We start from the raw sequence: 25,176 nt of genomic DNA, 5'->3' as shown, positions 1-25,176 counted from the left end.
CTATATGTTGTGTGCTTGTTCTTGCAGGATTTCAACTCACTATCGTTATTTGATCTTGAGTTGACCTAAAATCATTAATAAACGGGTTTTTTCCACCTTCGCACTGGCTTGCTAGAAGTACTAGACGGGGAGGAAACGGCCTGCGGGGCGACCGGCAACTCATTATAAATTCTTCCCGGATGAACATAAATAGCTTTTCCTATGGCAGTCTTCACTGCCCATGTCACGCCATTAAACGTAGGGTGTCTTGTGTCTATTTTTTCTAGGATTACACCATTAGCGCCGACTTTAGCGGCCTGTGTTTTCATTTTATTAATCGCATTTTCCTGAGAACCAGCAGCTGTCCATCCAGTATCATCTGATGCTTCAATCAATGCTATAACTTCATAATTTGGTGGTGCTGTTGAATACACGACCACATCTTTGGAATTTATTTGCGTACGTGTTGTACCAACTACTGTCGTATTTACCGGTTGACATCCGACGATTAAGAAGCATAAAGTAATTCCTAGTAATATAAATGGTAGTGCTTTCAATTATTTCTGTTTCAAGATCATTCTCCAAAAAATAGTCGGTATCAGGCAAAGCCTTTTATTTTCTTTTGTTAAGTGTCCACCGAATCTGATGACTACCATTACTGCCTATGCCACTCATCGTCAAATTGTTAAAATCAACTCTTAAGCCAACACATGTTTTTCCATCTGGCATGTGAAAACATAATGTGAGATTGCTACCATTCAAGTTACCGCTGATTTGCGAACTCTTACCATGAGAACGCCATTGACCTCGGACTGAATTACCACTTTGACTTAAAATAATGATCCCAGCTGGTCCTGAAAAATCTAATGTCACACCTTTGCTGGATATACTTCCATCCATATTCTTCCACGCTGGCCCTTGATAAGGAGTAAGATCTTTAGTGATGACATCCCATGTACCAGTAAGAGGACTACTCTGTTTAGAAGGTTGTTGTTGCTGTTGATATGGCGCAGGTTGACTGTTTTGCACTCCTGCAACGATTCCTACTGCCTGATCATACCAGTCACAATGTCTTGCCCCTTGAATCAAACCCCTTACAGTATTGGCATCATTTTTCCTTAAGGCATCGTTGACCATCAACCGTATTTGTTCACAGCTTTTACAAACTTTGGTGCCATTACCATACGTAAGTTCAAGCATGCCTTCATCACAGTAACAATTATAACGATCACCATTTATTACGGCATGACTCCCTTGCATCTGTTGATTGCACTTCTGATTCAGCTCTGCTTGAAGTTGTGCCTGTCCGATTTGCTGAGCTGCTTGCTTACTCCAGCCACATTCTGATGCCAAATCAAGTAAGGAATCAGCATATTGATGATCGCCCTGTCCGCGAGCGACCTTGTAATCAGCGTAGAGTGTATCACATGGTACACATTGGTTTGATCCACTTCCATCACTTAATTTGACGGTATTTTGAGGGCATTTTTGGGCATTTCGTAAGGCTTCCTTTCCGTAGCCAACCCAGCCGCAATCCGATGATAGATCGAGTAATTCTTCAGCATATAGAAAATCACCCTGACTAAGTGTTGCCTGAAAATCCTGCTTCAGTGTTTCGCAAGAAACACATTGATTATTGCCGTGCTCATCACTGAGTTTAATACTACCTGGTGGACACCCTTTGACCTTTTTAAGCTTTGACCAACCATTAGTTACCCAGTAACCACAACCGTCTGCAAACTCTAAGATTGTCTCTGCGTACTCCAAGTCACCCTCAGCGAGGATGGCATTAAAGTCACGCTCCAGATCACTACAGGAAACACAAGCATTGTGATTATTCTGATCGCTCAACTTTACTGTCCCTGCAGGACATCGACACGTTTCAACTCCGCCGGATCGAACCACCACACTGCCAGGCAGGCTCTGCTTACACTGCTTTTGAGATTTGTCCTGTGATATTTTATCTTCAGCGTTGTTTGACCAACTACATTGTGTTGCTAAAGATGCCAGGGTATTTGCATATTCATAATCATTTCCATCTAGTGCATTTTCAAAATCAACCTCAAGTTGACTACATGGAACACATTGCGCATTATCATCTTCATCAAGGAGATAAACAGTATTCATGTCTGGACAAAGTTCCCTCTCTGTCAGACTTGTTTTATCATTTCGTTTTTGGACCCAATCACAATGAAAAGATTCCTTTAAAATTTCCAAGGCATTTTCCGTTCGCTTAGCCCTTATCGCATTATCAAAATTTTGTTTTAACACGCTGCAACGAACGCACTTATTATTATGCTTTATTGCGTCATCAGGACATTTACACCGAAATGAAGCGGTTGATGAAAGAAGCAAATTCCCTTTGTTATCAACAGCAGGAACACTTCCAGGTAATCTCTCTTTACAGTATTTTTCTGCTTCTTGTTTTTTGTCTGGCTTATCAGAAGCGTCTTGCTCCTCCCCGCTTTTCTCTTTGTCTAAAAACTTCCTATCAAAAGCTGCCAATGCACCGGCAATACAAGTATTTATCTTGCCCAGAAACAAATCAATATAAGTGATATCCGTCTGCTTCTTTTGCAGTTCGCTGAGATCAGTTAACATTGCAATGCTATCAACAGCATTCTTAGTATAGTTGCATTTAGCACTCGCTCTCTTGTATCTTTTCTTTAAGTCTTGAGTATCTGACAACGTCCACTCATCATCCTCTTCCTCATTTTTTTTTGATCGACTGGTCGAGGAATCGAGGATATCGGGAAAAAGCTCTTGAATTGTGTGTGTTAGTGAGTGTCGACCACGTAATTGCTTCCTCTCTTGAGTAACAAGGAGTTGAATGACCTCGTCACAGGAAGCAAGATGTTGTTGTCTTATCCTAGCTTTTGTAAGTAACGATTGGGCTTTACTCCCCCACTTGAATGTACTTGACTCAGATGAAAATAAAGAAAATAGAGAGTCAGATAAACCGCCTTCATTTAAAATGTCGTTAATTTCTATGTAGTTCTTATCAATCGAAAGGCTTAGGTTCACCGCTTTAGTACGATTATTTTCCATCCTTTTTTCTGCATCCTGATACTGTTTTTCCGCCTCTTCCCATTTAGTTATAAGGTTGAAAGCCTCCCGAGCTTCATGCAATTTTTCCTCGAGATTCTCTTTTACGTTACTCCCTTTCCCTCGATATTTTTTATCAAACCGTGATATACGAAAAGATAATGAACCTAACTGTTCTGCGATATTCTGCTCCTGCTGCCTCTTTGATCTCACTAGTTGTTCAGCGGATTTTCTAAGCTTGATGGCATTGTTGAGCGCCTGTCTTGCTTTGCTCTTTTCTCGACTTTTTGAAACAAGACTTGCCTCAGCACAGACTTCTGTTACAGCTTGTTTCAATTCTTCCCACGATTGAGCAGACTTGTTCAATAAAGCTTTCAGTTTATCTAGATCGTTGTTAATCGATTGACTTTCAGTATTAATTTCCTGGCACTGCTCTAGGTTGTTTAGATTCTTTTCGAGATCATCTATGGCCCACTCATTTTCATTTTTAGAACGTGTTGCGTCGTTTTTTCTTTCCTGCTGTTTAGCGTAACTTTCACAAGCTGGTTGGCGTTTATCATCATCAATTTCAATTTTATCAAGTAGTATACCTGCTTTTTCAAGTGATTCTTCGTAACGTTTCTTTAGTTCTTTATCATTTTCTATTTCTTTATCTATTTGCTTAGTAATTTTTTCTACTTCTTCACTTACAAGTTCATTTAATTTCCCCTTAACTTTGTCATAAAAGCCGTTCAAATCATTTTTGAATTTACTGCCCGACTTCTCAAGATTTTTAGCCAGATCTGCTTGCTTTTTTTGTATATCTTTCTCAAGAGAATATTTCATAAATTGATACAAATTATCATTGTAAACGCCAGAATTGTAACACTTCTCAAAAAGGGCTTTGATATCACTATCTGGCATATCTCCTAAGACAAAAGTGGTTCTCCATCCTGTGGTGTTTGCTTTTTTATCATAAATGATTGTTTCCCAAGCTGAGTATGGATTAGCACCAGTTTCTCTAGCCTCATAATAAGGATAATAAATTTCATGAAATGTCTTTTCTTTAAATCTTCTTGTTTCGACATCAATAAAGATCATTTCAGCTTGTATTGCCAAGATGTACAAATCTGCAGGAGTAAACCCAAGTGTCTTTCCCCCACCGATAACCCAGTTAAAAGCTCCTTTAGCAGCATCTACTGCAAATGCATTTAAATCATCTCGCAGGTTATTTTTTATTTCTACCCAAACAACATCCTTGACATCACCCCAGCTATTTTTTTCGTCCATCATGGCTAGGACTACATTTTTAACACTGCTCTTTTTGCTGTAGATATATTTAAAAGTATCTTGGCCTAGGCCTTCATCAAAAGTGCCGGCCCATGCTGAGGCTAGACTATCTACACCGAAGGTAAGGGATTGAGTTATGATGGGGTCATAATGCCCGCCACTTAAAGCACCCAAACTGGTTGCTAGATCAGGGATATGAGTAACCATTGCATCTGCATAACCTTTTAGACCTGAATCTGACTCAATCATTCCAGGTAAATGACCTTTTAATTTCTGCAGAACGGCCTGCTGCTGATCACCACTCAACTCATCAAAAAGGCTTGCATGTACGTTAGGAGTACAAAAGAAAAAAAATCCTATAATCAAAAATGAGGCAATAGCTTTCATGTGGCCACTTTAGGGAAGAGGAATCAAAAAATTAATACTATGTTAATTTTACGAGTTTAATGGGTTCTTGTCGAATTTAATTACCGAAACTCAATTTCGGCTTATCTTTAGCAATCAAACACTGTCTAACAACAAGCATATAATTCGCGACGAGGCCGTGTTTTTGAGCAGTTCAATATTGTGAAGCTCGCGCAGAATTGATGTGTTTATCATATGGTAAAATAGGGATGCATTTACTGCCGTTGGTAGAGACTAAAATTGGCAAGGTCAATCACTTCAAAAAGCAGGATTTTTACGCAAATTTCCTGTATCTACGAAGCAAAAGGCTCCCGCCAAATTATAAAAATAAGATTTTTCGCTGAATTGCAAGAGTTAAGCTTACCCCAAGGTATACTCTGTACCCCGACACACGGTTAGCTCCAAATCTTACCATCGAAAACGATATTTATGGGTTGAGACTATCCATGACCATCTCAATATGGCCAAGCTACACATAGATTTAGTGCGTCTACTATGTCACGTAGTGATTCCTTTCACCGCTTTGGCAGATGTTCGAACTGGCAATCCTTATCAATTCAGCAATCATGAAACTTATGATGCTTCCTGTCCATGACTGAGACAGGTAGGTACGTCTTCGGCTCTACATCTTCGACAAATATAACTCGATTTCCTAGGCCTTTGGTCGGCTCGCCGATATGCTTCTAACACAAAAGCATGTGGTGAGGCGCTCTGGCTGGCAATATTGCCGTATCAACGAGAAAAAAGAAAAGAAGAGGACGATGCCCCTCTATCATTTGAAAACAAGCAGGAAAATAGAGGCTGCAGGACCAGTTTAATGTTTTGCAAGAAATGCTAGTAAGGTTAAGTCACACCGCAAAAGGCCTATTTACTGCCGTTTTCGGCACTGAAATCCGGTTCAATTTACCTTCATCAGGAGTTATTTCCGAAATGGACAGGAATAAGGTCAAATTACCGAGTTCCTAGAAACCCTTGACCTTGCCAAGAGCAATAAAAAAGCAGAGCCGAAGCCCTGCCTTGAATGATTCAGAACATGTAGAATTATATCACTTACGTCTTCTTCTACCCACTGCAGCGAGTCCGGCAATACCTGTACCAAAAAGGAGCATGGTGGAGGGTTCGGGAATCGTCCCAGCCCTATATTCGATGGTTCCGTTCCAAACTCGAGGGGAAAAAAATGAAAGATCTCCATATGCAAAACCAATATTCGAGGCGCTACCTAAAGTTAATGAAAGGTCGGAGTTACTGTAAAATTGGTTCGAACCATCTCCATCTGTATAATGATGCGCCCAAACGTCACGTTCAGATTCGATAGCAACGCCAACAACACCAGGTCTAAGAAAAAAGTCCGAGACATCAAACTCGGATGGATTATTGTAGCCCATTAACGATCCGGTACCGAAACTGACCTTTCTCCATCCTGTTTCATCCCTCTCGAATCCAGAATAAGTCCCAGGTCGAGCGTAGACATTAATTTCTCCTGTCTGGGATGTAGTTGAAGTGTTTACAAACAACTTCTCAATTGTAATACCCGCAGGGTTCAAGACTTCTATGTCAAAGTAAACGTTGCCCCCGGTATTCCCTACATTATCACAATCATATAACGTGGTGATGCTCTTTGCCTGTACTTGCACAGTTGTGGCTCCCAGCACCGCTATACAAGCTACCGCTAGTCGAAATATACTTTTCATGTCTTCCTCCTTTTGTTGATAGAACATGTCTAGTAAATTCTACAGATACGAAATTTTTTGATTGTACAGTTAGAACATTTCAACTGTTCCAATGTTACAACAGGCAAAAAATACACCTGTGCTGAAAATATAAATTGTAGCAGTAGGCCTGTTAGTAAATTCAGAGACTTGTCCATGCAACCGGTAAAGCTGCAAGTTAAACAAGTTGACGAGGAAGTGGAGAATGTGGTGCATATGCACCAAACTTGGTGGTTCATATTAACCAAGAACCAATGCTGACCCATTGTGGACGGTGGTAGCCGATATAGAAAGATTTCCCTTGGCAAGCCTTCGAAAGGAAAATTTAATCGGGGTTTACCTTGTTCCTGTTGCTCTTCAGAAGGTGAGAGCAGGAGTGGCGGTTGCCGATTCGCTGGGTCAAATTCAGCGATGGACAGGAATAGTCCTAAATTGCCGAGTCCTTAGGCTTCCTTGACCTTGTCACGGGCAATAAAAAAGGCAGAGCCGCTAAGCCCTGCCTCTCGATTCCAGTTAAACGGAAAAAATTACTTTCTTTTTCTGCCTACTGCAGCCAGACTAGCAATACCTATTCCGAAGAGAAGCATGGTAGTTGGTTCGGGGGTGGGTATACTTTCAATATTTTTCAAGTAAACAGTTGGGTCAGTGTTTTGTCCCCAATCAAAAACCTGAAATTTTATTTGTGCATTTTCTCCGCGTGCCCATGTGGGGACGTAAAACGACGCTGATTGCCACCCCTCACTACTACCTTCAAAATTGAGATTCCAGCCAAGAGTTTCCCATTCAGTACCATTGAATACAAGGAAATCAAAATTCCACTCAGTAGGTTCTGTTCCCATTTCCCACAAGTAGTCAAAAGAGAAGGTACTACCAAGGGTAATGACGTCAGTTAGATAATCTTTAGATTCAGTTACTGAGAATATCTCTTCAAGTGATGTTATATTGCCTCTAAAGTAATTATCACCCGTACTACCTATGCTTTTTTCAAAAATTCTAAACTCTACATATGCGTCACTAAAAGAATCTAATGATATTTCTGATGGCACATTATTGTAGTTGTCAAAAACTTTAGCTGACCTATCGAAAAAAGAAACTCCCATAGAATGCCAAATTTGGTCAGGTTCAGAAAATTTATTATTTCCACCAAACTTGAGCATATCAGGTTCGCCTAATAGAGGAAGAGATGTAATATTATTACCAATAAGAAAATGTTTGTTTTCTAATTCTTCTGTAGAGTAGTGGCCAAAGTCAAAATTGATATCTAGGCGTGAGCCGGAAGTGTCGAACGATGCGTAGGTATCACCATTGACGATTTTTGTTACTTGTGCGTCAGTGTTGTAAGTGAAGATCCCGTGAAAAGTATCTGTTTTGTTAATAGTTACTCCAAACCTTGAAGAACTGTTTACGGACGTTTGGGAGACTCCATTTTCATCATACGTATATTCATACAACCTGTCCCCTACACCACTAAACTCATACATTACAATATCAGCCTCTGCTATTGGTGCCAAAAGAAAAAAGAATCCTGCAGTTATAACAATCCTTTTCATTTTTTATTTCCCCCCAGCTAAAATATTTTTTTGTTCTATATAGTTACCACTGAAAGACAGGCTTGCCTATGGGTAAAAATGCCTATTTATAGAGAAATAGGCATTGCCAAGGTTAACTTTTGTGTGAGATGAGTAGCTTGTAACTATTCCTGTCCATCCACAGTCCAAGATTATTCCTGAACATCGCTGAGATTGTCTGGAATTATCTTTTTCCAAGAATAATTTTGATAGTCATGATCTATAGGAGAGATCTTGCCTTTATTAAATAGTTCTGTCCCCTTTTCTCTTATGGTTGCCTTGCTTTGGGGATTCTTTATGATCTTTTGCAAACCGGAAAAGGCGCGTATCAAGGGGTTAAAAGAACGCTCAAAGCGTATGTACAGCGAACTTGGGGCCTGGTCTCGAGACGAAATCGGCACCGTGGTTATCGTGGTGGCAACCATATTGGTTATCGCGCTTAAAAACTTTGTTCCCGCCTTTGCAGGGTTTAATAAGACCGCGATTATGCTCAGTTCCACTATCATCTTTTTTGCTTTCAAAATTCTGGATATCGATGACCTGGAAGAGATTCCCTGGAATATTATCCTTCTCTTTGCCGGCGCCATGTCCATCGGGTTTTGTTTGTGGGAAACCGGTGCGGCCAAATGGATGGCAGTAAACTGGCTGCAGCTTTTCAAGAACTCTCCCGGGATTATCTTTATCCTCGGCATGGCCTTTTTCGTGATGATAATGACCAACTTTATCATGAACGTGGCGGCGATCGCTATCTCTCTTCCTGTGGCCCTGGTGATCGCACCTTATCTTGGCGTATCCGGAGAAGTGATCCTGTTTGCATCCCTGATTACTGCTGGGATGCCGTTTCTGCTCCTGGTCGGGGCGGCACCAAACGCCATTGCGTACAACTCCAACCAGTTTACCACAGGTGAATTCTTACTGTATGGCATACCGGCAAGTATTCTGTTGATGCTGATAACCTGGCTTGCCGTTACGGTGATCTGGCCACTCATGGGCATGGTAACCTCGGTTCCTGTTTCCTGATGGTCAGAGCGTCTGTGCAGCTTCGGCTGCGCAGACGCCCCTCGTTAACCGACAAAAAAAGACAGTAATGAGAGGGGATAGGTCTCAGTGTTGATTCTGTAAATGAACCGTTTAATAGGGGGAAATATGTGTGTTAGGGCAAGTTGTCTGTTCCAGGAAGGATTGCAGGCAAAGAGGGAGGATAGGGGAGGGGAAAGCAATAAAAAAGAGGAAGCCTGGCTTCCTCTTTTTTATTTTGTGAGCCAGGGGGACTCGACCCCAGTTGCCGGCGTGATCGGCCGCACCGGATGCTACCTTTCAGGTGAATTTAGGCCTGATTGGGTCGACTTGAGACATTAGAGGACATTTCAGGTGCCCAGGGAACACATCTCGGGCCCGTGTGCGGCCCGTAAAGATTTTTCTCATTTTATGCTGGCTTCACCTGAACAGGAATGGTCCTAAGTTTTAGGATTTCTGGGGTGGTTGACCTTACCATTTCTATCCTATTTCAGCGGGATAGATGCATCAAATCTACGCGAGCCTCACCATATTGAGATGCTCTTGGAGAAGGTATGGTCGCAGGCTGCCTGTTTAATGTTAGGTTTTTGTGACGTATTAATTCTCGTTACTGGGCAGCATCGGTATCACAGAAGTATCTGGCTCTTTATATTTGATATGGTAGTGCCGAAATGGTATCACCAATTTTGGACGTAGGTTCAGTTAGTTCTTAGTGATAGTCAGTCTCTATTATAATGTTTCATAACATATACAACATCACCACCATCGTTATCTGCGTACTGATAACGATATTTTCCGCCTTTTACCACCCAGCCATCGCTATAACCTGTCTCGCCCCTGTCGTTTCTCCATTCGCTATTACAGCAACCTATTATTTTTATTGCAGTCCAGTTCCACGTTTTAGGAGCAGAGGTATAACCAATCACCAAATGATTGTATGAGTCAACACTAACCGTACGGTGAAAATTAATTGAATGGGTCTTGTTTTGATGATCAACATAGCGTGCTCCTTCGAGGGCTGCATTTTTCATGTTCTCTCTCGTAAAGTCACCATTAAATAATACCGCAAAATATCGAACTTCTTTATTCCCTCCATGTGATCCGTTTTCATAGGATCCTACTATTTCAGTTCGCGCAAATACAATTTGATATACCAGTAATGTTGCTAAAAAAGCAAAAACAAGCGATGCACTCTTCATGTTTACCTCCAAAAATCAAAGGTATTCACCTTTAATAATATGGGCCTTGTCATAGTTACAGAACTTGGAAGGATACTTCCTGGCTAATTATTACCATAAAACTAATTTCTACCCTTGCTGGTCGCTGGTCAGGGGAATTCTCAATTCACGGCTCGACTATGTAGCCTATCATCCTTTTGGAAATATCCTTTACAATGCTTTAGCCGACCACACACTTCTATGAGGCAACTGATATGTTATCACTTAAACATTAATAAGATGTTTACACTGTAAATTGGCGTTTAAGTTTTTAATATCTAATCAAGAAGCACTTATAGAACTGTGGCCACTAAGAAAAAAATAGTACCACTTTGCGGCACGTCAATTGACAACTGTACCCATTTATTAGTGGGTATATATACCTAGCGGCAGTGCTGAATTATAATTATTAAATCCATATACAGATGCTTTCTGTTGCTTTTCAGAGGTCAGGATTCTAGTGGTGACTGCCGCTTCGATGGGGCAAGTTCGGCGATGGACAGGGGCAAGTTCAGCTCGTTGTACTTGCTTGTTAATTCTCATTGCCCTTGGAAACATTTAACCGGCAATTCACTATAGGCTTGCGGTGTTACGTTATTAGGGGACAGACTCCAGTTTCATTCTGCACAACTTTCAATCAGAGAGAGTCAAGGCAGTTAGCCCTCTTCTTTATGCTCCCTCATCGATAGCAGATATCCTTCGATCATTCCAAGGCTTTTTTTCTGTAATAGTATGGATTTATTTAGGAAAAGAGGGCGTTAGTAAAAAGTTGTTTGTTCCCAGAGGTGGGGCGGGGAAGGAGGTGCGGAAATAAAAAAAAGGAGAAAGCCAGGCTTTCTCCTTTTTCGCTATGTGGTGACCCCAAGGGGACTCGAACCCCTGTTGCCGGCGTGAGAGGCCGGAGTCCTAGGCCACTAGACGATGGGGCCGTTGTGGCGTGAAAGAAAGTTGGGCTTATTTAAAGAATTCGTTGTTCTTTGTCAAGTGGATTTCAGTGGCAGGAGGTATTTATTTCAGGCACAGCTGCTGCCCCAGCTCAAAGGCCCGGTCGAGCTTGTCCTGTTGCTGATGCACCGCCCCCTTTGCATCCACTCCTTTGACAAAAACCTCGCCTGCATAGCTGCAGTCCATGGCATCGAAAAGGTAGCGGACCGTGAGCTGGGCTCCGTCAAAGATTTTGCTTCCGCCGGTTGCGGCTACGCTGAGGAAGTACCCTTTGCGTGCATCCGGCCCGTTGATTGACCGGCCCAGGAGGTACTTGCGACTCCAGAAGACCTGGCAACGGTCAATAAAGGCCTTGGCCTGGGCGGTTACCGAATAGAAATAGATAGGCGAACCGATCACAATCCGTTGACTCTCGGCAATGGTGCGATACAGGGATTGCATGTCGTCGTCAAAGATGCACTCTCCGGTTTGTTCGCAGTTGCCGCAGCCAATGCAGGGGTTAATCTTAAGATGGGCCAGGGAGAGTAGCTCGCCTGTGCGTCCACTGCTGTTTATGCCCTGAAGGACGGCGTCGAGCAGGGCGGCTGTGTTGCCTTGGGTGCGTGGGCTGCCGTTGAGCAGGAGGATATTCATGCTTTTTTGCTGGTAGAGGAGGAAAGGGCGAGACGACCGAAAGCACTGGTCTGTTCGTGCAGCCACGCGGCCAGTTCCTGGGTAAGAAAACGCGGGGCGCAGCGCCATTGCCAGTTGCCTTCGCTGGTGCCGGGGGTGTTCATGCGGCAGTCGTTGCCAAAGCCGAGGACATCCTGCAGGGGAATGATCACGGTATCAGCCACCGAGGAGAGGGCCAGGTGGATCATGTCGCGATGAAAGATGCCGGCCTGCGGATCGCTCTGGTTGGCATACTGTTTGGCCTGCCGTTTGTTCTGCTCAGGGACATCCGGGCTCAGGAACCAGCCGACAGCGGTATCGTTGTCGTGGGTGCCGGTAAAAACCACGCTGTCCCGGGTGTGGTTGTGGGGCAGGTAGCTGTTGTCGGTGTTGCCGTCAAAGGCAAAGAGCAGGATGCGCATGCCGGGAAAGCCCAGGTCTTTTCTGAGCTTTTCCACGGCCGGCGTGATGACCCCCAGGTCTTCGGCGATGATGGGCATGGAGCCGATGGCACGTTCCATGTCCTTGAAAAACTCTACCCCGGGCCCATTGACCCATTTGCCGTTGATGGCGGTTTTTTCGTCGGCCGGTATCGACCAGTACGCTTCAAAACCTCGGAAATGGTCGATGCGGATGATATCCGTCAGGCTGAAGTTGTGGCGGAGCCGTGCCTCCCACCACTGCCACAGGGCTGTTTTGGCTGCACGGTCGGTGGTTTTCCAACGGTAGAGCGGGTTGCCCCAGTGCTGGCCGGTATCGCTGAAATAATCCGGCGGCACACCGGCAACATGAGTAGGCCGCGAAGTACGCGGGTCAAGCTGGAAGATGGACTGGTTGGCCCAGACATCGGCGCTGTCTTCGGCTACATAGATGGGGATATCGCCAATGATCTGTACTCCCCGGCTGGCAGCGTAGGTGTGCAACTGTTCCCATTGCCGGAAAAAGAGGTACTGTTCAAAGGTGTGGTACCCGATTGCTGTTGCGTTTTCAGCGGTGACGGCTGCCAGGGTTTGTGGCTCGGCCTTGCGCACATCGTGAGGCCACTGGAACCATGGGGCATGGTCGTAATGCTGCTTGAGCACCTGGAAGAGGCTGTAGGACGTGACCCACGGATGCTGGCGGGTAAAATTTTTGAGAACGGTAGCCGGGGCCTCACTGGAAAAGCGTTCCCAGGCCAGGCGCAGCAGCGGCCGTTTGAAACGGGTTGCCTGGTCGTAGTCGACAATGTATTCGGAAGTGCCTATAGTAGGAACATCGGCAGCTGAAAGCAGGCCGTCGGCAACCAGTGATTCGATGCTGATGAGGAGCGGATTGCCGGCAAAGGCCGAGGGGCTCATGTAGGGTGAGTTGGCGCAGGCAGGATCGGTTGCGCCTGTGGGCAATATCTGCCAGTAGCTCTGTCCTGCCTGATGAAGAAAATCAATGAAGCGAAAAGCGGCCGTGCCCAGGTCGCCGATGCCATGCTCGGCCGGCAGGGAAAAGATCGGCAGCAATAAACCGCTCGCCCTTCGGCTCATGACCGGAGAGTGACTGGCATGGTCGGTGTCTGATTTTCTGTGCATTGCGTCTCCTTGAGAGGCAGGTTTTATTCCGTGAATTTGCCCTGTTGGCGCAGGCAATCACGAAAAGATCGGAATCTGTGGCATCAGGGATTGATTTTTTTGTGGCATGGTATTAGATTAGCATTTTCTTTGTGCTTTTTTCGATGATCATCATTTCTATATATCCGTTGTGGAGGGAGAAGGCAGGTGCTCGCAGGTATCAAAAATGACCTTCTTGAAGCTGGTAAGGACGAGGGCTGTATAACTTTTCAGCACCTCAACGAATTACTTCCTGAAAAAATAAAAGATCCGGGGGCCATTGAAGAATTATTCGATTTTCTAGGGGAAAACAATATAGAAATCGTTACCCAGGAAGATTCAGGCAAGAAAAAGACCCTTTCCGGGGAAGAGTGGACTGGCAAGAAATCCGCTGAAGACGATAACGCAAACGACACTTCGCTTCCTGAAAGCGAAGAACACGAGTCGGAAGAAACCACCACTACCTATCTCCGGGAAATGGGGCAGTTCGACCTGCTTACTCCGGAGGAGGAAGCGAAGTATTCCAAAACCATCCGCGAAGGCTTTGACGCCATTATCGCCGCCATCCGCGAGGACACCTCCGGCACTAAGGAAATCCAGATGCTGGTGGAGCGGATAGACCTCTGGCAGCGACGCGACCCGACGCTCAAACCAAAGAAGCAACAGCTCAACTACATGCGCCACTGCGTGAACGTTGCCAGTCGCAACCACCAGGAAGTGCGTGAACTGTTTGAGCTGAATACCAAGCTGGAGGCCTACAACCGGTCCATTGAGGTGGCCAAGGATTGTATGATCCGGGCAAACCTGCGGCTGGTGGTTTCCATTGCCAAGCGGTATATGCACCAGGGCCTGACCCTTGCCGATCTCATTCAGGAAGGCAACCTGGGGTTGATGCGTGCGGTCTTCCGTTTTGACTACAAGAAGGGGAACAAGTTTTCCACTTATGCCTCCTGGTGGATCAGGCAGGCCATCACCCGGGCCATCCTGGATAAAACCAGGACCATTCGGCTGCCCGTCCATTTCCTTGAGCTGCGCAGCCAATTTTTCAAGGCCTTTTATTCGTTGTTAAAAGAGCTGGGCCGTGAGCCGACCCCGGTGGAAATCTCCAAGATGACCGATCTGCCCATGGACAAGATCCTGGCCATTCTCGAGGCTTCGCGGGAACCGATCTCGCTGGAGACGCCGGTTGGTGATGATGATTCCACGCTGGGCGATTTTCTTGAGAACCAGGAATCGGAATCTCCTTACGATGCTGTGCAGAACAGAGAACTCGCCCACCGGGTGACTGAGGTGTTGTCCACCCTGACAGAGCGGGAAGAAAAAATCATTCGCCTGCGCTTCGGCATCGGGGAAAAGGCGGAATATACCCTGGAAGAGATAGGAAAGCGCTTTAATGTGTCCCGAGAAAGGATACGCCAGATAGAAAAGAAAGCGCTCAACAGGTTGCGACACTCCAGCCGCAGGGAGAAATTACGTTACTTCCTCGACTAACCATCGCTGCATATCGTGAAATTTGAGCCCCTTGCCACTGTCAAGGGGCTTATTTTTTGGAAAAAATGGAGATGGCTTGCCATCAGGAAAAGAAAATGGACGCCTATATTGAACAAGCGGGTTTGGGGCGGATCTTGGCAAAGGTCCGGAATCAGGAACGATTAACCCTGGAGGACGGACAAGAGCTGTACCAGTCCCCTGATATCCTTGCCCTGGGCTATCTGGCAAATATCGTCCGTGAGCGCAAAAACGGCAACGACGCCTTTTTCATCTACAACCAGCATGTCAACTACTCCAACGTCTGTACCAATCTCTGCAAGTTTTGTGCTTTTGGCAGGGAAAAGGGTCATTCGCTGGCCTATGAGATGACCGCCGAGGATGTGCGGGAAAAGGTGAGGGAGCGGCTGGACGAACCCATTACCGAGATTCACATGGTGGGCGGCATCCATCCTGATTTGCCGTTCAGCTACTACCTGGAACTGCTGCAGGCGATCAAGGAGGTCAGGCCGGAGGTGCATATCCAGGCGTTCACCTGTGTGGAGATCCACCATTTGGCGACCCTGGCCGGAAAATCCGTGGGCGAGACCCTGGAAATCCTTAAGGATGCCGGTCTTGGTTCTCTGCCCGGAGGCGGCGCAGAGGTCTTCAGCCCCCGCATTCGCACCCTTACCTGTGAGCATAAGCTGCCTGGCGACGAGTGGTTGGAGGTTGCCCGGACCGCCCATCAGCACGGACTGCGTACCAACGCCACCATGCTGTATGGCCATATCGAGACAATTGATGAACGGTTGGAGCACCTCGACGCGCTGCGCAGGCTTCAGGATGATACGGGCGGTTTTCTGGCCTTTATTCCTCTTGCTTTTCATCCGAAGAATACCGCCATGTCCGAGCATAGCAACACCACCGGCATCAATGACCTGAAAAACATTGCCGTCAGCCGGCTGATGCTGGATAACTTTCCCCACATCAAGGCCTACTGGGTGATGATCGGTCCCAAACTGGCCCAGGTCGCCCTTTCCTTTGGAGCGGACGACATGGACGGGACCGTCAAGGAAGAGGTTATTACCCATATGGCCGGTGCGGAAACCGCCCAGGCCCTTGGTCATAAGACCCTGATTCGTCTTATTCAGGAGGCCGGGCGAACCCCCATCGAGCGCGACACCTTGTACAAGGTGCTGGCCACCTTTTAATCGTGGGGACCGTTATGTTGTCGACCATCCAGCACAAAATCGAACATGGCGAACGCATCAGCGATGCGGACTTTCAACTGCTTGACCAGAAGGCGGACCTCCATCAGCTCGGTTTTTTGGCTACCTGCGTCAGGAAGCGGTTGCACCCTGCACCGGTGGTTACCTATGTCATTGACAGGAACATCAACTATACCGATATCTGCGTCTCGGCCTGTAAATTCTGCGCTTTTTTCAAAGCCCCTGAGGAAGAGGGCGGTCAGCTGCTCTCCTTTGACGAACTGACCGAGAAGATCAAGGAGACCCAGGCGCTGGGCGGAACCCAGGTCCTGCTCCAGGGGGGGCTGCATCCGGACAAATCGCTTGAATATTATGAAGCGATGCTGCAGGTCATGAAGCAGACCGGTATTCATGTCCACGGTTTTTCCCCGCCCGAAGTGTATCATTTTGCCCAGCTGTCCGGACTTTCCATTGAACAGGTTATTCGGCGATTGATGGCTGCCGGGCTGGACTCCATTCCCGGCGGAGGGGCGGAAATACTCTCCAATCGGGTTCGGCGAGAGCTGGCTCCGCAAAAATGCGATGCCGACCAGTGGATCGAGGTGATGGCTACTGCGCACCGGCTTGGATTACGGACCACCGCTACCATGATGTTCGGCCATGTGGAGACCGCTGAAGAACGGCTCGAGCATCTGCGCCGTCTGCGTGACCTTCAGGACGAGACCGGCGGATTTACCGCCTTTATTCCCTGGACCTTTCAGCCGGATAACACGCCCCTGGCGGAAACCAGGCGGATCGACAAGGCCTCCTCCTTCACCTACCTGCGGATGTTGGCACTCAGTCGGATTTACCTGGATAATTTTGCCAACATTCAGGCGTCGTGGGTGACTCAGGGGCCGAAAATCGCCCAGGTCTCCCTGTTTTTCGGTGCCAATGATTTTGGCTCGACCATGATTGAAGAGAACGTCGTTGCCGCGGCGGGTGTGCATTTCCGGCTCTCCGAGCAGGAGATCATCCACCTGGTCAAGGATGCCGGATTTACTCCGCAACAACGGCTGATGGACTATACACCGGTTTGACGGGTGGCACAGGTTCCTGTACATATCCATGTAGCCGACTGGGTTGTTCCGGTAGCAGGCAAACCGTTTGCAAGGGGAGGCGTTGCCTGCAGTGAAGGCCGTATCGTTGCCGTCGGCACACAGGAACGCCTGGTTGCGGATTATCCTGCAGCAAAAAGGACCAACCATGGGGCAATGGCCATCACCCCGCCGTTGGTCAATGCCCACATTCATCTGGAGCTTTCCCATCTGGCCGAGCTTGGCCAGGGGACCCCGCCGGCTTCCTTTACCGGCTGGATCCTTGATCTGATTACCCTGCGCGACCGGCTCGGAGCGGTTGGCGAGGATGTCAGCAAGGCTGCCGCACAGGTGCTTGACGCGCAATACGCATCAGGAGTGAGCGTGGTCGCTGATATCGGCAATACCGCCATCGGCAATGGATTGCAGTCTTCTTTTGGCGGTACCCTGCTGGCCTACCGGGAGTATCTTGGATTCAGCGACGAATTTCTGGCGGCAAACCTGGCACGCCTAGATGCCGAAACAGCGTCAACCCTGTGCGCTGCGCATGCTGTCTATTCAACCCATAGAGATCTGCTTCGCCACTTGAAACAGCGGGCTGAAAGGCAGGGCGCAGTACTGCCTATCCATGTTGCCGAGACTGTCGCAGAAATCGAAATGATTACCCATGGCAGCGGCGAAATAGTGGATTTCCTTGTCCAGCGGGGATTTTGGGAGGAAGGTTTTCTCCAGGAGATTGCAACCGTTGAAGGCGGCGTCGTAACCTACCTTGCCCGGTTGGACCTGCTCAATGAACGTACCCTGTGCGTCCATGGCGTGCATGTCAGTAAAGAGGAGACCGCTCTTTTGGCCGCTGCCGGAGCCAAGGTATGCCTGTGCCCCGGGAGCAATCGTTTTCTCGGCGTGGGCCGCGCGCCGGTGCAGCACTATCTGGATGCCGGAATACTACCGGCCCTTGGCACGGACAGCCTGGCAAGCAACCCTGAACTTTCCATCTGGAGGGAGATGCAGCTGCTCCAGCGGGATCATCCGTTCCTTGATCCCCAGGATATCTTTGCCATGGCCACCCGTGGCGGGGCAGAGGCCCTAGGCGTTGATCGGCTGACAGGCACCCTTGCCGAGGGAAGGAAAGCCGAACTGCTGGCCGTGCCGCTGCCCGGAGAAATGAAGGACGCTGCTGCTGTCTATCGACACCTGGTAGGCATGGGCAGCCGGATAAACCCGACACGCATAGACGAGAGGGGAGGCAAGTAATGGCTCGCATTGGCATGGTCAACTATATCAATACCGCGCCGTTGTACGAAATGTGGAAAGAAACAGACTGTCCCGCCTCCTGGCAGATCATCGAGGGGCAGCCCAGCGAGCTCAACGCCATGCTGGAGGCTGGACAGATCGATATGGGCTTTGTCAGCTGCTACGAGTATGCTGTTCGCCCGCAGTCTTACCGTATCCTGGATGACCTTTCCATCAGCGCCACCGGCCCGGTCGGCAGTGTGTACCTCTTTTCCACCATGCAGCCTGAACAGCTCGGCGGTAAACGGATTGTCCTCACCGGACAGTCGGCCACCTCAGTACGGCTGAACCAGATTATTCTCGAGGAATTTTACGGGGTACGGCCCCTGTATGTTACCGGCGATGCCCTGAGCGTTTACACCTCTCAGGACAACATTGCCGCTGTGCTGGCCATCGGCGACGACGCCCTGCGCCTGCGCTATGAAAACCGATACCCCATCCAGCTTGATCTCTCGGACGCCTGGTTTAAAAAAACCGGACTGCCCTTTGTCTTTTCCGTGTGTGCGGTTCGGCGGGAGTACCTTGAGCGGCAGCCGGAGGAAGCCCGAGCCATCAGGGAAACCTTTATTGATTGCCGCCGCCGCGGACAGCAGCGAATGGCTGAAATCTGCAATCGGGTGGCAATGCGCATCCCCATGGACTGCGAACTCTGCTCAGGGTACCTTCGTGGTATCCAGCATGATCTTTCCCCCTCCAAGCGGGAAGGGCTGGAACTGTTTTTTTCCTACCTTATACAGCGTAAGGAAGCCTCCCCGGCAGCGCTGCCGCTTCAGCTTTTCAGCTGATTAGCGCTTAACTTCAATACTATACGTCTAACAGTTTATGCAGAATATTGATGCTCCAGAGGAGAAGAAAAAGTTTGTCAGGGAAAAATTTTCCTCGATCAGCAGCCGTTACGATCTGCTCAACTCCCTGCTCTCTTTCCAGATCGACAGGTACTGGCGTTGGAAAACAACCCGGCTGCTCAGCGAGTTTCCCGATGGTGCGGTCCTGGACCTGTGCGCTGGTACTTTGCCGCTATCGCTTGAGCTTGCCCGCCAGGCGCCTGCCAGGGAAGTGGTCTCCATCGATTTCTGCAGGGACATGCTGCTTGCAGGGAAAAAAGCCCTGCCCGCTGACAAGCGCAAGGAGCGCATAACCCCGGTCTGCGGAGATGGCGAGGAGATTCCAGCCGCTGACAATGCCTTCTGGGGATGCACGGTGGCCTTTGGAGTGCGCAACCTTTCCCAGACCCTGAAAGGACTCAAAGAGATGCACCGGGTGCTCAAGCCAACGGGTAAACTCCTTATTCTCGAGTTTTCCCGGCCGAGCAACCCGGTCGTCAAACCGGTATACAGTTTCTACCTCAATAAGGTGTTGCCGGCGGTGGCCGGCCTGGTATCCGGCGATAAAGAGGCCTATGAATACCTGGCTTCATCCATTGCCGCTTTTTATGAGCCGGAAGAATTGCTCTCCATGATGCGAGAAGCAGGATTCAGCGAGGTTGTCCGCAAGCCGCTCACCTTTGGTATTGTTTCCATCTATATAGGTATAAAGAACTGAAATGCACATCGAGCGTATTCTGCTGGGAATAACAGGCGCCAGCGGGATGTTGTATGTCCCGAGCCTGTTGCAGCAGCTCCAGCGGCAGCAGGTGCAGGTACATGGCGTGATCTCCCCCGCCGGTGAGCAGGTGCTGCGCCACGAGCTGGGCAAGGAACCGCAGGAGCTGCCGTGGGTCGGCAAGTGGTTTTCAGCCGATAATTTTGCTGCCACCCCCTCCTCGGGTTCAGCCCGCTATGACGCCATGGTGGTCTTGCCCTGCACCATGGGCACCTTGGCAGCCATTGCTGCCGGACATTCAACGCATCTGATTCATCGGGCCGCCGACGTTACCCTCAAAGAGCGACGCCCGCTCATTCTGGCGGTACGCGAGACCCCGTTTAACCGGACCCATCTGCACAATATGCTGAAGGTGCATGATGCCGGCGCAATTCTGTGTCCGCCGATGCCCGCCTTTTACGCCAAGCCCGCCACCTTTGCCGAGATGGCTGATAATTATACCGGCCGAATCTGCGATCTGCTCGGCCTGGCCGAACACACCTACTCGCGGTGGCAAGGAGAGGAGTGATGCTGAAAAAGCTTACTGTTTTGCTTGAGATGATCAAGTTCAAGCACACGGTGTTTGCCATGCCTTTTGCCCTGATCGGCGCCTTTCTCGCCGGACGAGGCGTTCCCGGGTGGTGGACCTTGTTGTGGGTGGTCATCGCCATGGTCGGAGCGCGTACCTGCGCCATGGGGTTCAATCGGATTGCGGATCGACGCTTTGATGCCGCCAATCCCCGAACCGCGGAGCGGGCCATTCCTGCAGGTGAAGTATCGCTCACTGAATCGTGGGCCATGGTCATTGCCTCCGGCGGTCTGTTTTTTTTCGCCTGCGCCATGCTCAATACCACTGCGCTGCTGATCTCCCCGGTTGCTCTGGGACTGACACTGTTTTATTCATTGACCAAGCGTTTTACCTGGCTCTGTCATGTGGTGCTCGGCGTTGCGCTGGCTTTCTCGCCTCTTGGCGGGTGGGTGGCGGTCTCCGGAAATCTCAGCGGATACCCGTGGGTGCTCAGCCTGGGCGTGCTGTTTTGGGTAGCCGGTTTTGACTGTATCTATGCCTGCCTGGACGCTGATTTCGACAAATCGGTCGGGCTCTTTTCCATGCCCTCAATTTTCGGGCGAAAGAACAGTTTTCGTATTGCCGTGCTCTTTCATTTCCTGGCATTTGTCCTGTTTACCTTGACAGGCATACAAACAGGGCTCAACATATTCTATTATGCGGGAATCGGGGCCACCGGACTTGCCCTTTTCTACCAGCATGCGATTGTCAGTCCGACGGATTTGTCCCGCATACGGATGTCATTTTTTTCGATGAATGGAATTATTTCTCTGACCCTTTTTGTTGCGACATGGCTCTCACTGGCTACCTCCGGGTAATCTGGCTCTTGCTTGTCTGTACTCTGGCGCTTCCAGCCACCAGTGGGCCGGCCATCGCAGCGGACGCAGAGAACAAACCAGTTGAAACACAGATGCACGACCTTCATCCAGAGATCCTGAACACTATCTTTGAAGGCAGTGAACGTATGCGTTTTACTGTCTCCTGGAGCGGCGGGCCCAAGATAGGCGACCTGTATATTGCGGTCGAGAAGCAGGGCGACGGTTACGTTGTCCGGGTACGGGTGACGGATTATGGACTGTTCAAGCTTATATATCCTGTAGACGACACCTTTACCACCTCCATTGCCGGAGAGCGCAAATTACCCACCAGGTACGAGGTCCTCCAGCAGGAAGGTCACGGAAGCAAACGGGAAACCAGGCGGCTGACAGTGTACAACCAGGAGGCGCTGCAGGTGGTCTACCGGAAAAACGAGCAACCCGAAGAGATGTTCCAGGTTGACGGCACGGTCTACAATGAATTTTCCGCCTTTTTTATCACCCGCGCCCTGCGGCTTGAGCGTGGGCGTGACCGGATCGTTCCCGCCTTTGTCGACAAAAAACGGCACCAGGTCGCTGTTTCGCTGCTGAGCAGGGAGCCGAGACGATCAATCTTCGGAGAGGTGCCAACCCTCAAGGTCAAGCCGGCCATGGAATTCAAGGGACTGTACGATAAAGACGGCGATACGGTATTTTGGCTGACGGACGACCAATGCCGCATTCCGGTGGAGATTGAGTCAAAGATTCTCATTGGTTCGCTGAATGCCGAACTGGTCGAATATTCCAATACCCGCTGCCCAGAACGAACCATTCCTGCCAGCAGCCCCTCTCGCTGATCTGTATAAGCAGGGTCGGAGAAAAACGGTAGAACTAATGCGCGGCGGCAACGCAAGCGGCATTAGAGACACCTCGCTGTGCGTTGCCACACCGGCTGCAGACGGCTGGTCAGCCCATCTGCACTTCGATTTTTCTCGGCTTGGCCGGCAGGACCTTGGGCAGGATCACCTTGAGCACCCCATTGGCCAGCGAGGCCTGAATATTTCCCTGATCAATGGTTTCTGCGACAGTAAATCGACGCATGAAGTGCCCGATTTCATATTCTTTCAACAATAATCGGCCCTCTGGCGCCGGGGTTTTCATTTGTCCATGAATGGTGAGGATGTTCTCGTCAAGGGCGATCTCAACATCCTCCTTTTGCACGCCCGGTATATCCGCGACAACGGTCACGGCCTCAGGCGTTTCGTAGATATTGACGAGCGGAGAGAAATAGTTTTCTGACTTGGTTGTTTCTCCCTGCGTTGCACTTGGCGTTTTGCTTTGCATCTTGAGATCGGAACTGGCCATGGTCCCCTCCTTATTCCGCGACAATTTGAATTTTCTTGGGGGTTGCCTGGGTGGCTTTCTGCAGGGTGATGGTGAGTATGCCGTCCACCAGGCGGGCCGTCAGGTTTTCCAGGTCAACTTTTACCGGCAGCGACACGGCCCTGCTGAAGGTACCGGCTTCGATTTCCCGACGGTGAAATGATACCGGTTTGTCTGTTGGGTGTTCGCTTCGCTTGCCTTTGATGGTCAGGGTCTCGCCTTCCACCGAGAGGTCAAGATCATCGGGAGAAACACCGGGTATCTCGGCAGTGAGCACCAGCTTGTTGGTCTGTTCGTAGATGTTCAGTGCAGGATAGACATTGGAGCTGTCCTGTGTTGGGCTCCGGTCGCCGTAATTTCGTGATAGCTCATCAAGCCCCTGGCGAATGCGCTCGAATTCTGCCCAGGGATTTCTGAAGGGGGGACGCTCTGCAAAACGTATGATAGGCATCGGTATCTCCTTTATTCGACATGGGTTTTCCTTTTAAAGGGTAAGATAAGCTGCTATGTTTGCTTGTCAAGCGATCCCAGGGAGAGCTTTTTAAAGAAAAAATCTGAGCCCTGGAGGTTGGAGATATATTTTTCCTGACCGTGCGGAAAAGACGGGCCTGGCTCTTTTCTTTTTGCAAAACAGTATTACTCGTTTGGTCTGTTTTGAATTCAATTTTCACGTAGGAGTATACGCATGCGCAACGCCATTATTACCACCGACTGTCCGGAGCTTTCTCTGCTTCATCGAGGAAAAGTCAGGGATATGTATGAAATTCCAGGTCACCCGGATAAATTGCTGATGGTGGCTACAGACCGAATTTCCGCCTATGACGTCATCATGGACGATCCCATTCCCGGCAAGGGCAAGGTCCTGACCCAAATTTCCCTCTTCTGGTTCAAGCTGCTGGGGGATATTGTTCCCAACCACCTGCTTTCCGCCGAAGTGGACGAATACCCACAGGTATGCCACCAGTACCGGGATCAGTTGGAAGGCCGCTCCATGCTGGTCAAACGCACCAAAGTGTTGCCCATAGAATGCATCGTACGGGGCTACCTCTCCGGCTCATTCTGGAAGGCCTACCAGCAGGACACAACCGTGTGCGGTTTTGCCCTGCCTGAAGGAATGGTTGAGTCGGGCAAGTTCCCCAAGCCGTTATTTACGCCCTCCACCAAAGCCGAACAGGGGCTGCATGACGAGAACATTTCCCTGGAGCAGATGGAGGAAATCGTGGGAAAGGAAATCGCAGAAAAGATGGCGGTCGTCAGCACCGAACTCTACGAAAAGGCGGCGGAGTATGCCCGGAGTAAAGGCATAATCATCGCAGATACCAAATTTGAGCTGGGCATGGACGGCGAGGAACTGATCCTGATCGATGAGGTTCTGACCCCGGATTCGTCTCGATTCTGGCCGCTGGATGAATATGCGGAAGGAAAAGGCCAGCCGAGTTTTGACAAGCAGTACCTTCGCGACTACCTCTCCACCCTGGACTGGAACAAGCAGCCGCCTCCGCCCAGGCTGCCTGCGGAAATTCTTGAAAGGACAGAAGCGCGCTACCTGGAAGCTCAGCGAAAGCTCACCACCTGAGTTCAGCGCGTTGTACCGCCTCTGCCGGTCATCCCCAGGATGTCAGGCAGAGGTTCCCGCCTGCCTGACGGCGAAGGTCTCGCCGTGGCACGTCACCGTATCACCGGGAATGATTTTTTTTCGCTTCCTGGTTTCTACCTCGCCGTTCACCAGCACCATGCCCTCACTGATGAGGAATTTGGCCTCGCCGCCGCTCGCTGCCAGGTTTTCCCGTTTGAGCAGTTTATAGAGTTCGATATAAGGAGTAGAGATGGTGGTGGACTGAGCTGGGCTGTGGGGCATGTCGAACCATACGGAAAAGGGAATCAGGGGAGGCGGCGAACCTTCTTGCTGCCGTGGTTTTCTACTCGTCGTAGCTGAAGTTCAGCAGGATGGAGTTGCGCTCGGGCACGAATTGCCGGTAGTGGGTATTGGATTTTTCCAGCATGATTTTTGAGGCTCTCACCGACTCTGTATCCCGGTACTTATCTGACATGTAGATAATCTCTCGGATACCCGCCTGTATGATGACTTTGGTGCACTCATTGCAAGGGAAAAGGGCGACGTATATTCGGCAGTTGCGCAGATCTCGGGTTATGGAGTTGAGCACGGCGTTGAGCTCGGCGTGGCATACGTAGGGGTATTTGGTGTCCAGAAAATTTCCCTCGCGGTCCCAGGGCAGCTCATCATCTGAGCAGCCCCAGGGAAAACCGTTATACCCCACGCCGACAATCTTGTTCTCCGAGTTGGCCACGCAGGCGCCGACCTGGGTATTGGGATCTTTGGAGCGCAGCCCCGACAACAGGGCCACTGCCATAAAATACTCATCCCACGAGAGATAATCTTTCCTTTTCGGCGCCATC

At 49.1% G+C, this 25,176-nt stretch carries 21 protein-coding genes, 1 tRNA gene and 1 pseudogene; 11 read left to right on the top strand and 12 right to left on the bottom strand.

Translation table 11 applies throughout. From position 1 onward, the window contains the following. Positions 1-74 precede the first annotated feature (74 nt). From ACZ52Z_RS04595 to ACZ52Z_RS04580, 4 genes are all read right to left on the bottom strand, one after another. Complete coding sequence (locus ACZ52Z_RS04595; protein WP_464269574.1) at positions 75-536, bottom strand: hypothetical protein; 462 nt, start codon at positions 534-536, stop codon at positions 75-77. Between the two features lie 55 nt (positions 537-591). Then, positions 592-4,680, bottom strand: coding sequence for a hypothetical protein (locus tag ACZ52Z_RS04590; RefSeq protein ID WP_464269573.1), 4,089 nt, complete (start codon positions 4,678-4,680; stop codon positions 592-594). A 1,064-nt stretch (positions 4,681-5,744) separates the two neighbouring features. After that, entirely contained in the window at positions 5,745-6,389 is a 645-nt protein-coding gene (locus ACZ52Z_RS04585) for a PEP-CTERM sorting domain-containing protein (protein ID WP_464269572.1), read from the bottom strand. A 545-nt stretch (positions 6,390-6,934) separates the two neighbouring features. Next, on the bottom strand, positions 6,935-7,957 hold the full coding sequence (locus ACZ52Z_RS04580) for a PEP-CTERM sorting domain-containing protein (protein WP_464269571.1): 1,023 nt from the start codon (positions 7,955-7,957) through the stop codon (positions 6,935-6,937). Positions 7,958-8,242: 285 nt separating this feature from the next. Between ACZ52Z_RS04580 and ACZ52Z_RS04575 the strand changes: the two are divergent. Continuing rightward, a pseudogene (locus ACZ52Z_RS04575) lies at positions 8,243-8,995 on the top strand (SLC13 family permease); the annotation flags it as partial. Between the two features lie 716 nt (positions 8,996-9,711). Here the strand turns inward: ACZ52Z_RS04575 and ACZ52Z_RS04570 are convergent. The 4 genes from ACZ52Z_RS04570 to malQ all read right to left on the bottom strand — a co-directional run bounded on the left by ACZ52Z_RS04570 (position 9,712) and on the right by malQ (position 13,367). Then, positions 9,712-10,191, bottom strand: a complete 480-nt coding sequence (locus tag ACZ52Z_RS04570) for a hypothetical protein (protein WP_464269570.1) — start codon at positions 10,189-10,191, stop codon at positions 9,712-9,714. A gap of 871 nt (positions 10,192-11,062) precedes the next feature. Further along, positions 11,063-11,138 (bottom strand) — tRNA-Glu (locus ACZ52Z_RS04565). A gap of 79 nt (positions 11,139-11,217) precedes the next feature. Beyond that, the gene (locus ACZ52Z_RS04560; protein WP_464269569.1) at positions 11,218-11,787 is read right to left on the bottom strand and encodes a flavodoxin family protein; all 570 of its coding nucleotides are present in this window, start codon (positions 11,785-11,787) and stop codon (positions 11,218-11,220) included. Then, positions 11,784-13,367, bottom strand: coding sequence for a 4-alpha-glucanotransferase (gene malQ / locus ACZ52Z_RS04555; RefSeq protein WP_464269568.1), 1,584 nt, complete (start codon positions 13,365-13,367; stop codon positions 11,784-11,786). The genes ACZ52Z_RS04560 and malQ overlap by 4 nt, the downstream gene beginning before the upstream one ends. Positions 13,368-13,553: 186 nt before the next feature. Here malQ and ACZ52Z_RS04550 point away from each other — a divergent pair, with 186 nt between their 5' ends. The 9 genes from ACZ52Z_RS04550 to ACZ52Z_RS04510 all read left to right on the top strand — a co-directional run bounded on the left by ACZ52Z_RS04550 (position 13,554) and on the right by ACZ52Z_RS04510 (position 22,232). After that, complete coding sequence (locus ACZ52Z_RS04550; RefSeq protein WP_464269567.1) at positions 13,554-14,876, top strand: sigma-70 family RNA polymerase sigma factor; 1,323 nt, start codon at positions 13,554-13,556, stop codon at positions 14,874-14,876. 95 nt (positions 14,877-14,971) lie between these two features. After that, the gene (gene mqnE, locus ACZ52Z_RS04545; protein WP_464269566.1) at positions 14,972-16,066 is read left to right on the top strand and encodes an aminofutalosine synthase MqnE; all 1,095 of its coding nucleotides are present in this window, start codon (positions 14,972-14,974) and stop codon (positions 16,064-16,066) included. Positions 16,067-16,080: 14 nt separating this feature from the next. Next, entirely contained in the window at positions 16,081-17,142 is a 1,062-nt protein-coding gene (mqnC, locus tag ACZ52Z_RS04540) for a cyclic dehypoxanthinyl futalosine synthase (RefSeq protein WP_464269565.1), read from the top strand. 3 nt (positions 17,143-17,145) lie between these two features. Then, on the top strand, positions 17,146-18,393 hold the full coding sequence (locus ACZ52Z_RS04535; protein WP_464269564.1) for an amidohydrolase family protein: 1,248 nt from the start codon (positions 17,146-17,148) through the stop codon (positions 18,391-18,393). Further along, complete coding sequence (locus tag ACZ52Z_RS04530; protein WP_464269563.1) at positions 18,393-19,217, top strand: menaquinone biosynthetic enzyme MqnA/MqnD family protein; 825 nt, start codon at positions 18,393-18,395, stop codon at positions 19,215-19,217. Before ACZ52Z_RS04535 ends, ACZ52Z_RS04530 begins: the two co-directional genes overlap by 1 nt. 37 nt (positions 19,218-19,254) lie before the next feature. Continuing rightward, positions 19,255-19,974: a bifunctional demethylmenaquinone methyltransferase/2-methoxy-6-polyprenyl-1,4-benzoquinol methylase UbiE gene (gene ubiE, locus ACZ52Z_RS04525; protein ID WP_464269562.1), complete on the top strand. Its 720-nt coding sequence runs from the start codon at positions 19,255-19,257 to the stop codon at positions 19,972-19,974. 1 nt (position 19,975) lies between these two features. Beyond that, positions 19,976-20,542 carry a UbiX family flavin prenyltransferase gene (locus tag ACZ52Z_RS04520; RefSeq protein ID WP_464269561.1) on the top strand — a complete coding sequence of 189 codons (567 nt, stop codon included), beginning with the start codon at positions 19,976-19,978 and terminating at the stop codon, positions 20,540-20,542. Further along, the gene (locus ACZ52Z_RS04515; RefSeq protein ID WP_464269560.1) at positions 20,542-21,399 is read left to right on the top strand and encodes a UbiA-like polyprenyltransferase; all 858 of its coding nucleotides are present in this window, start codon (positions 20,542-20,544) and stop codon (positions 21,397-21,399) included. The genes ACZ52Z_RS04520 and ACZ52Z_RS04515 overlap by 1 nt, the downstream gene beginning before the upstream one ends. Then, positions 21,372-22,232: a DUF3108 domain-containing protein gene (locus ACZ52Z_RS04510; protein WP_464269559.1), complete on the top strand. Its 861-nt coding sequence runs from the start codon at positions 21,372-21,374 to the stop codon at positions 22,230-22,232. The genes ACZ52Z_RS04515 and ACZ52Z_RS04510 overlap by 28 nt, the downstream gene beginning before the upstream one ends. 109 nt (positions 22,233-22,341) lie before the next feature. Here the strand turns inward: ACZ52Z_RS04510 and ACZ52Z_RS04505 are convergent, their stop codons facing one another. Both ACZ52Z_RS04505 and ACZ52Z_RS04500 read right to left on the bottom strand, forming a co-directional pair. Continuing rightward, complete coding sequence (locus ACZ52Z_RS04505; protein WP_464269558.1) at positions 22,342-22,740, bottom strand: Hsp20/alpha crystallin family protein; 399 nt, start codon at positions 22,738-22,740, stop codon at positions 22,342-22,344. A gap of 10 nt (positions 22,741-22,750) precedes the next feature. Then, entirely contained in the window at positions 22,751-23,209 is a 459-nt protein-coding gene (locus ACZ52Z_RS04500; RefSeq protein WP_464269557.1) for an Hsp20/alpha crystallin family protein, read from the bottom strand. A 234-nt stretch (positions 23,210-23,443) separates the two neighbouring features. On the opposite strand from ACZ52Z_RS04500, the gene ACZ52Z_RS04495 reads away from it, so the two are divergent. Next, positions 23,444-24,334, top strand: a complete 891-nt coding sequence (locus ACZ52Z_RS04495; RefSeq protein WP_464269556.1) for a phosphoribosylaminoimidazolesuccinocarboxamide synthase — start codon at positions 23,444-23,446, stop codon at positions 24,332-24,334. 42 nt (positions 24,335-24,376) lie between these two features. Here the strand turns inward: ACZ52Z_RS04495 and ACZ52Z_RS04490 are convergent, their stop codons facing one another. Both ACZ52Z_RS04490 and ACZ52Z_RS04485 read right to left on the bottom strand, forming a co-directional pair. Continuing rightward, positions 24,377-24,616, bottom strand: a complete 240-nt coding sequence (locus ACZ52Z_RS04490; protein ID WP_464269555.1) for an RNA-binding S4 domain-containing protein — start codon at positions 24,614-24,616, stop codon at positions 24,377-24,379. Between the two features lie 61 nt (positions 24,617-24,677). After that, positions 24,678-25,175, bottom strand: coding sequence for a deoxycytidylate deaminase (locus tag ACZ52Z_RS04485; RefSeq protein ID WP_464269554.1), 498 nt, complete (start codon positions 25,173-25,175; stop codon positions 24,678-24,680). Position 25,176 lies beyond the last annotated feature (1 nt).

Source organism: Desulfogranum aggregans (assembly GCF_055398265.1).
This window is presented reverse-complemented; position numbering and strand designations above follow the sequence as displayed.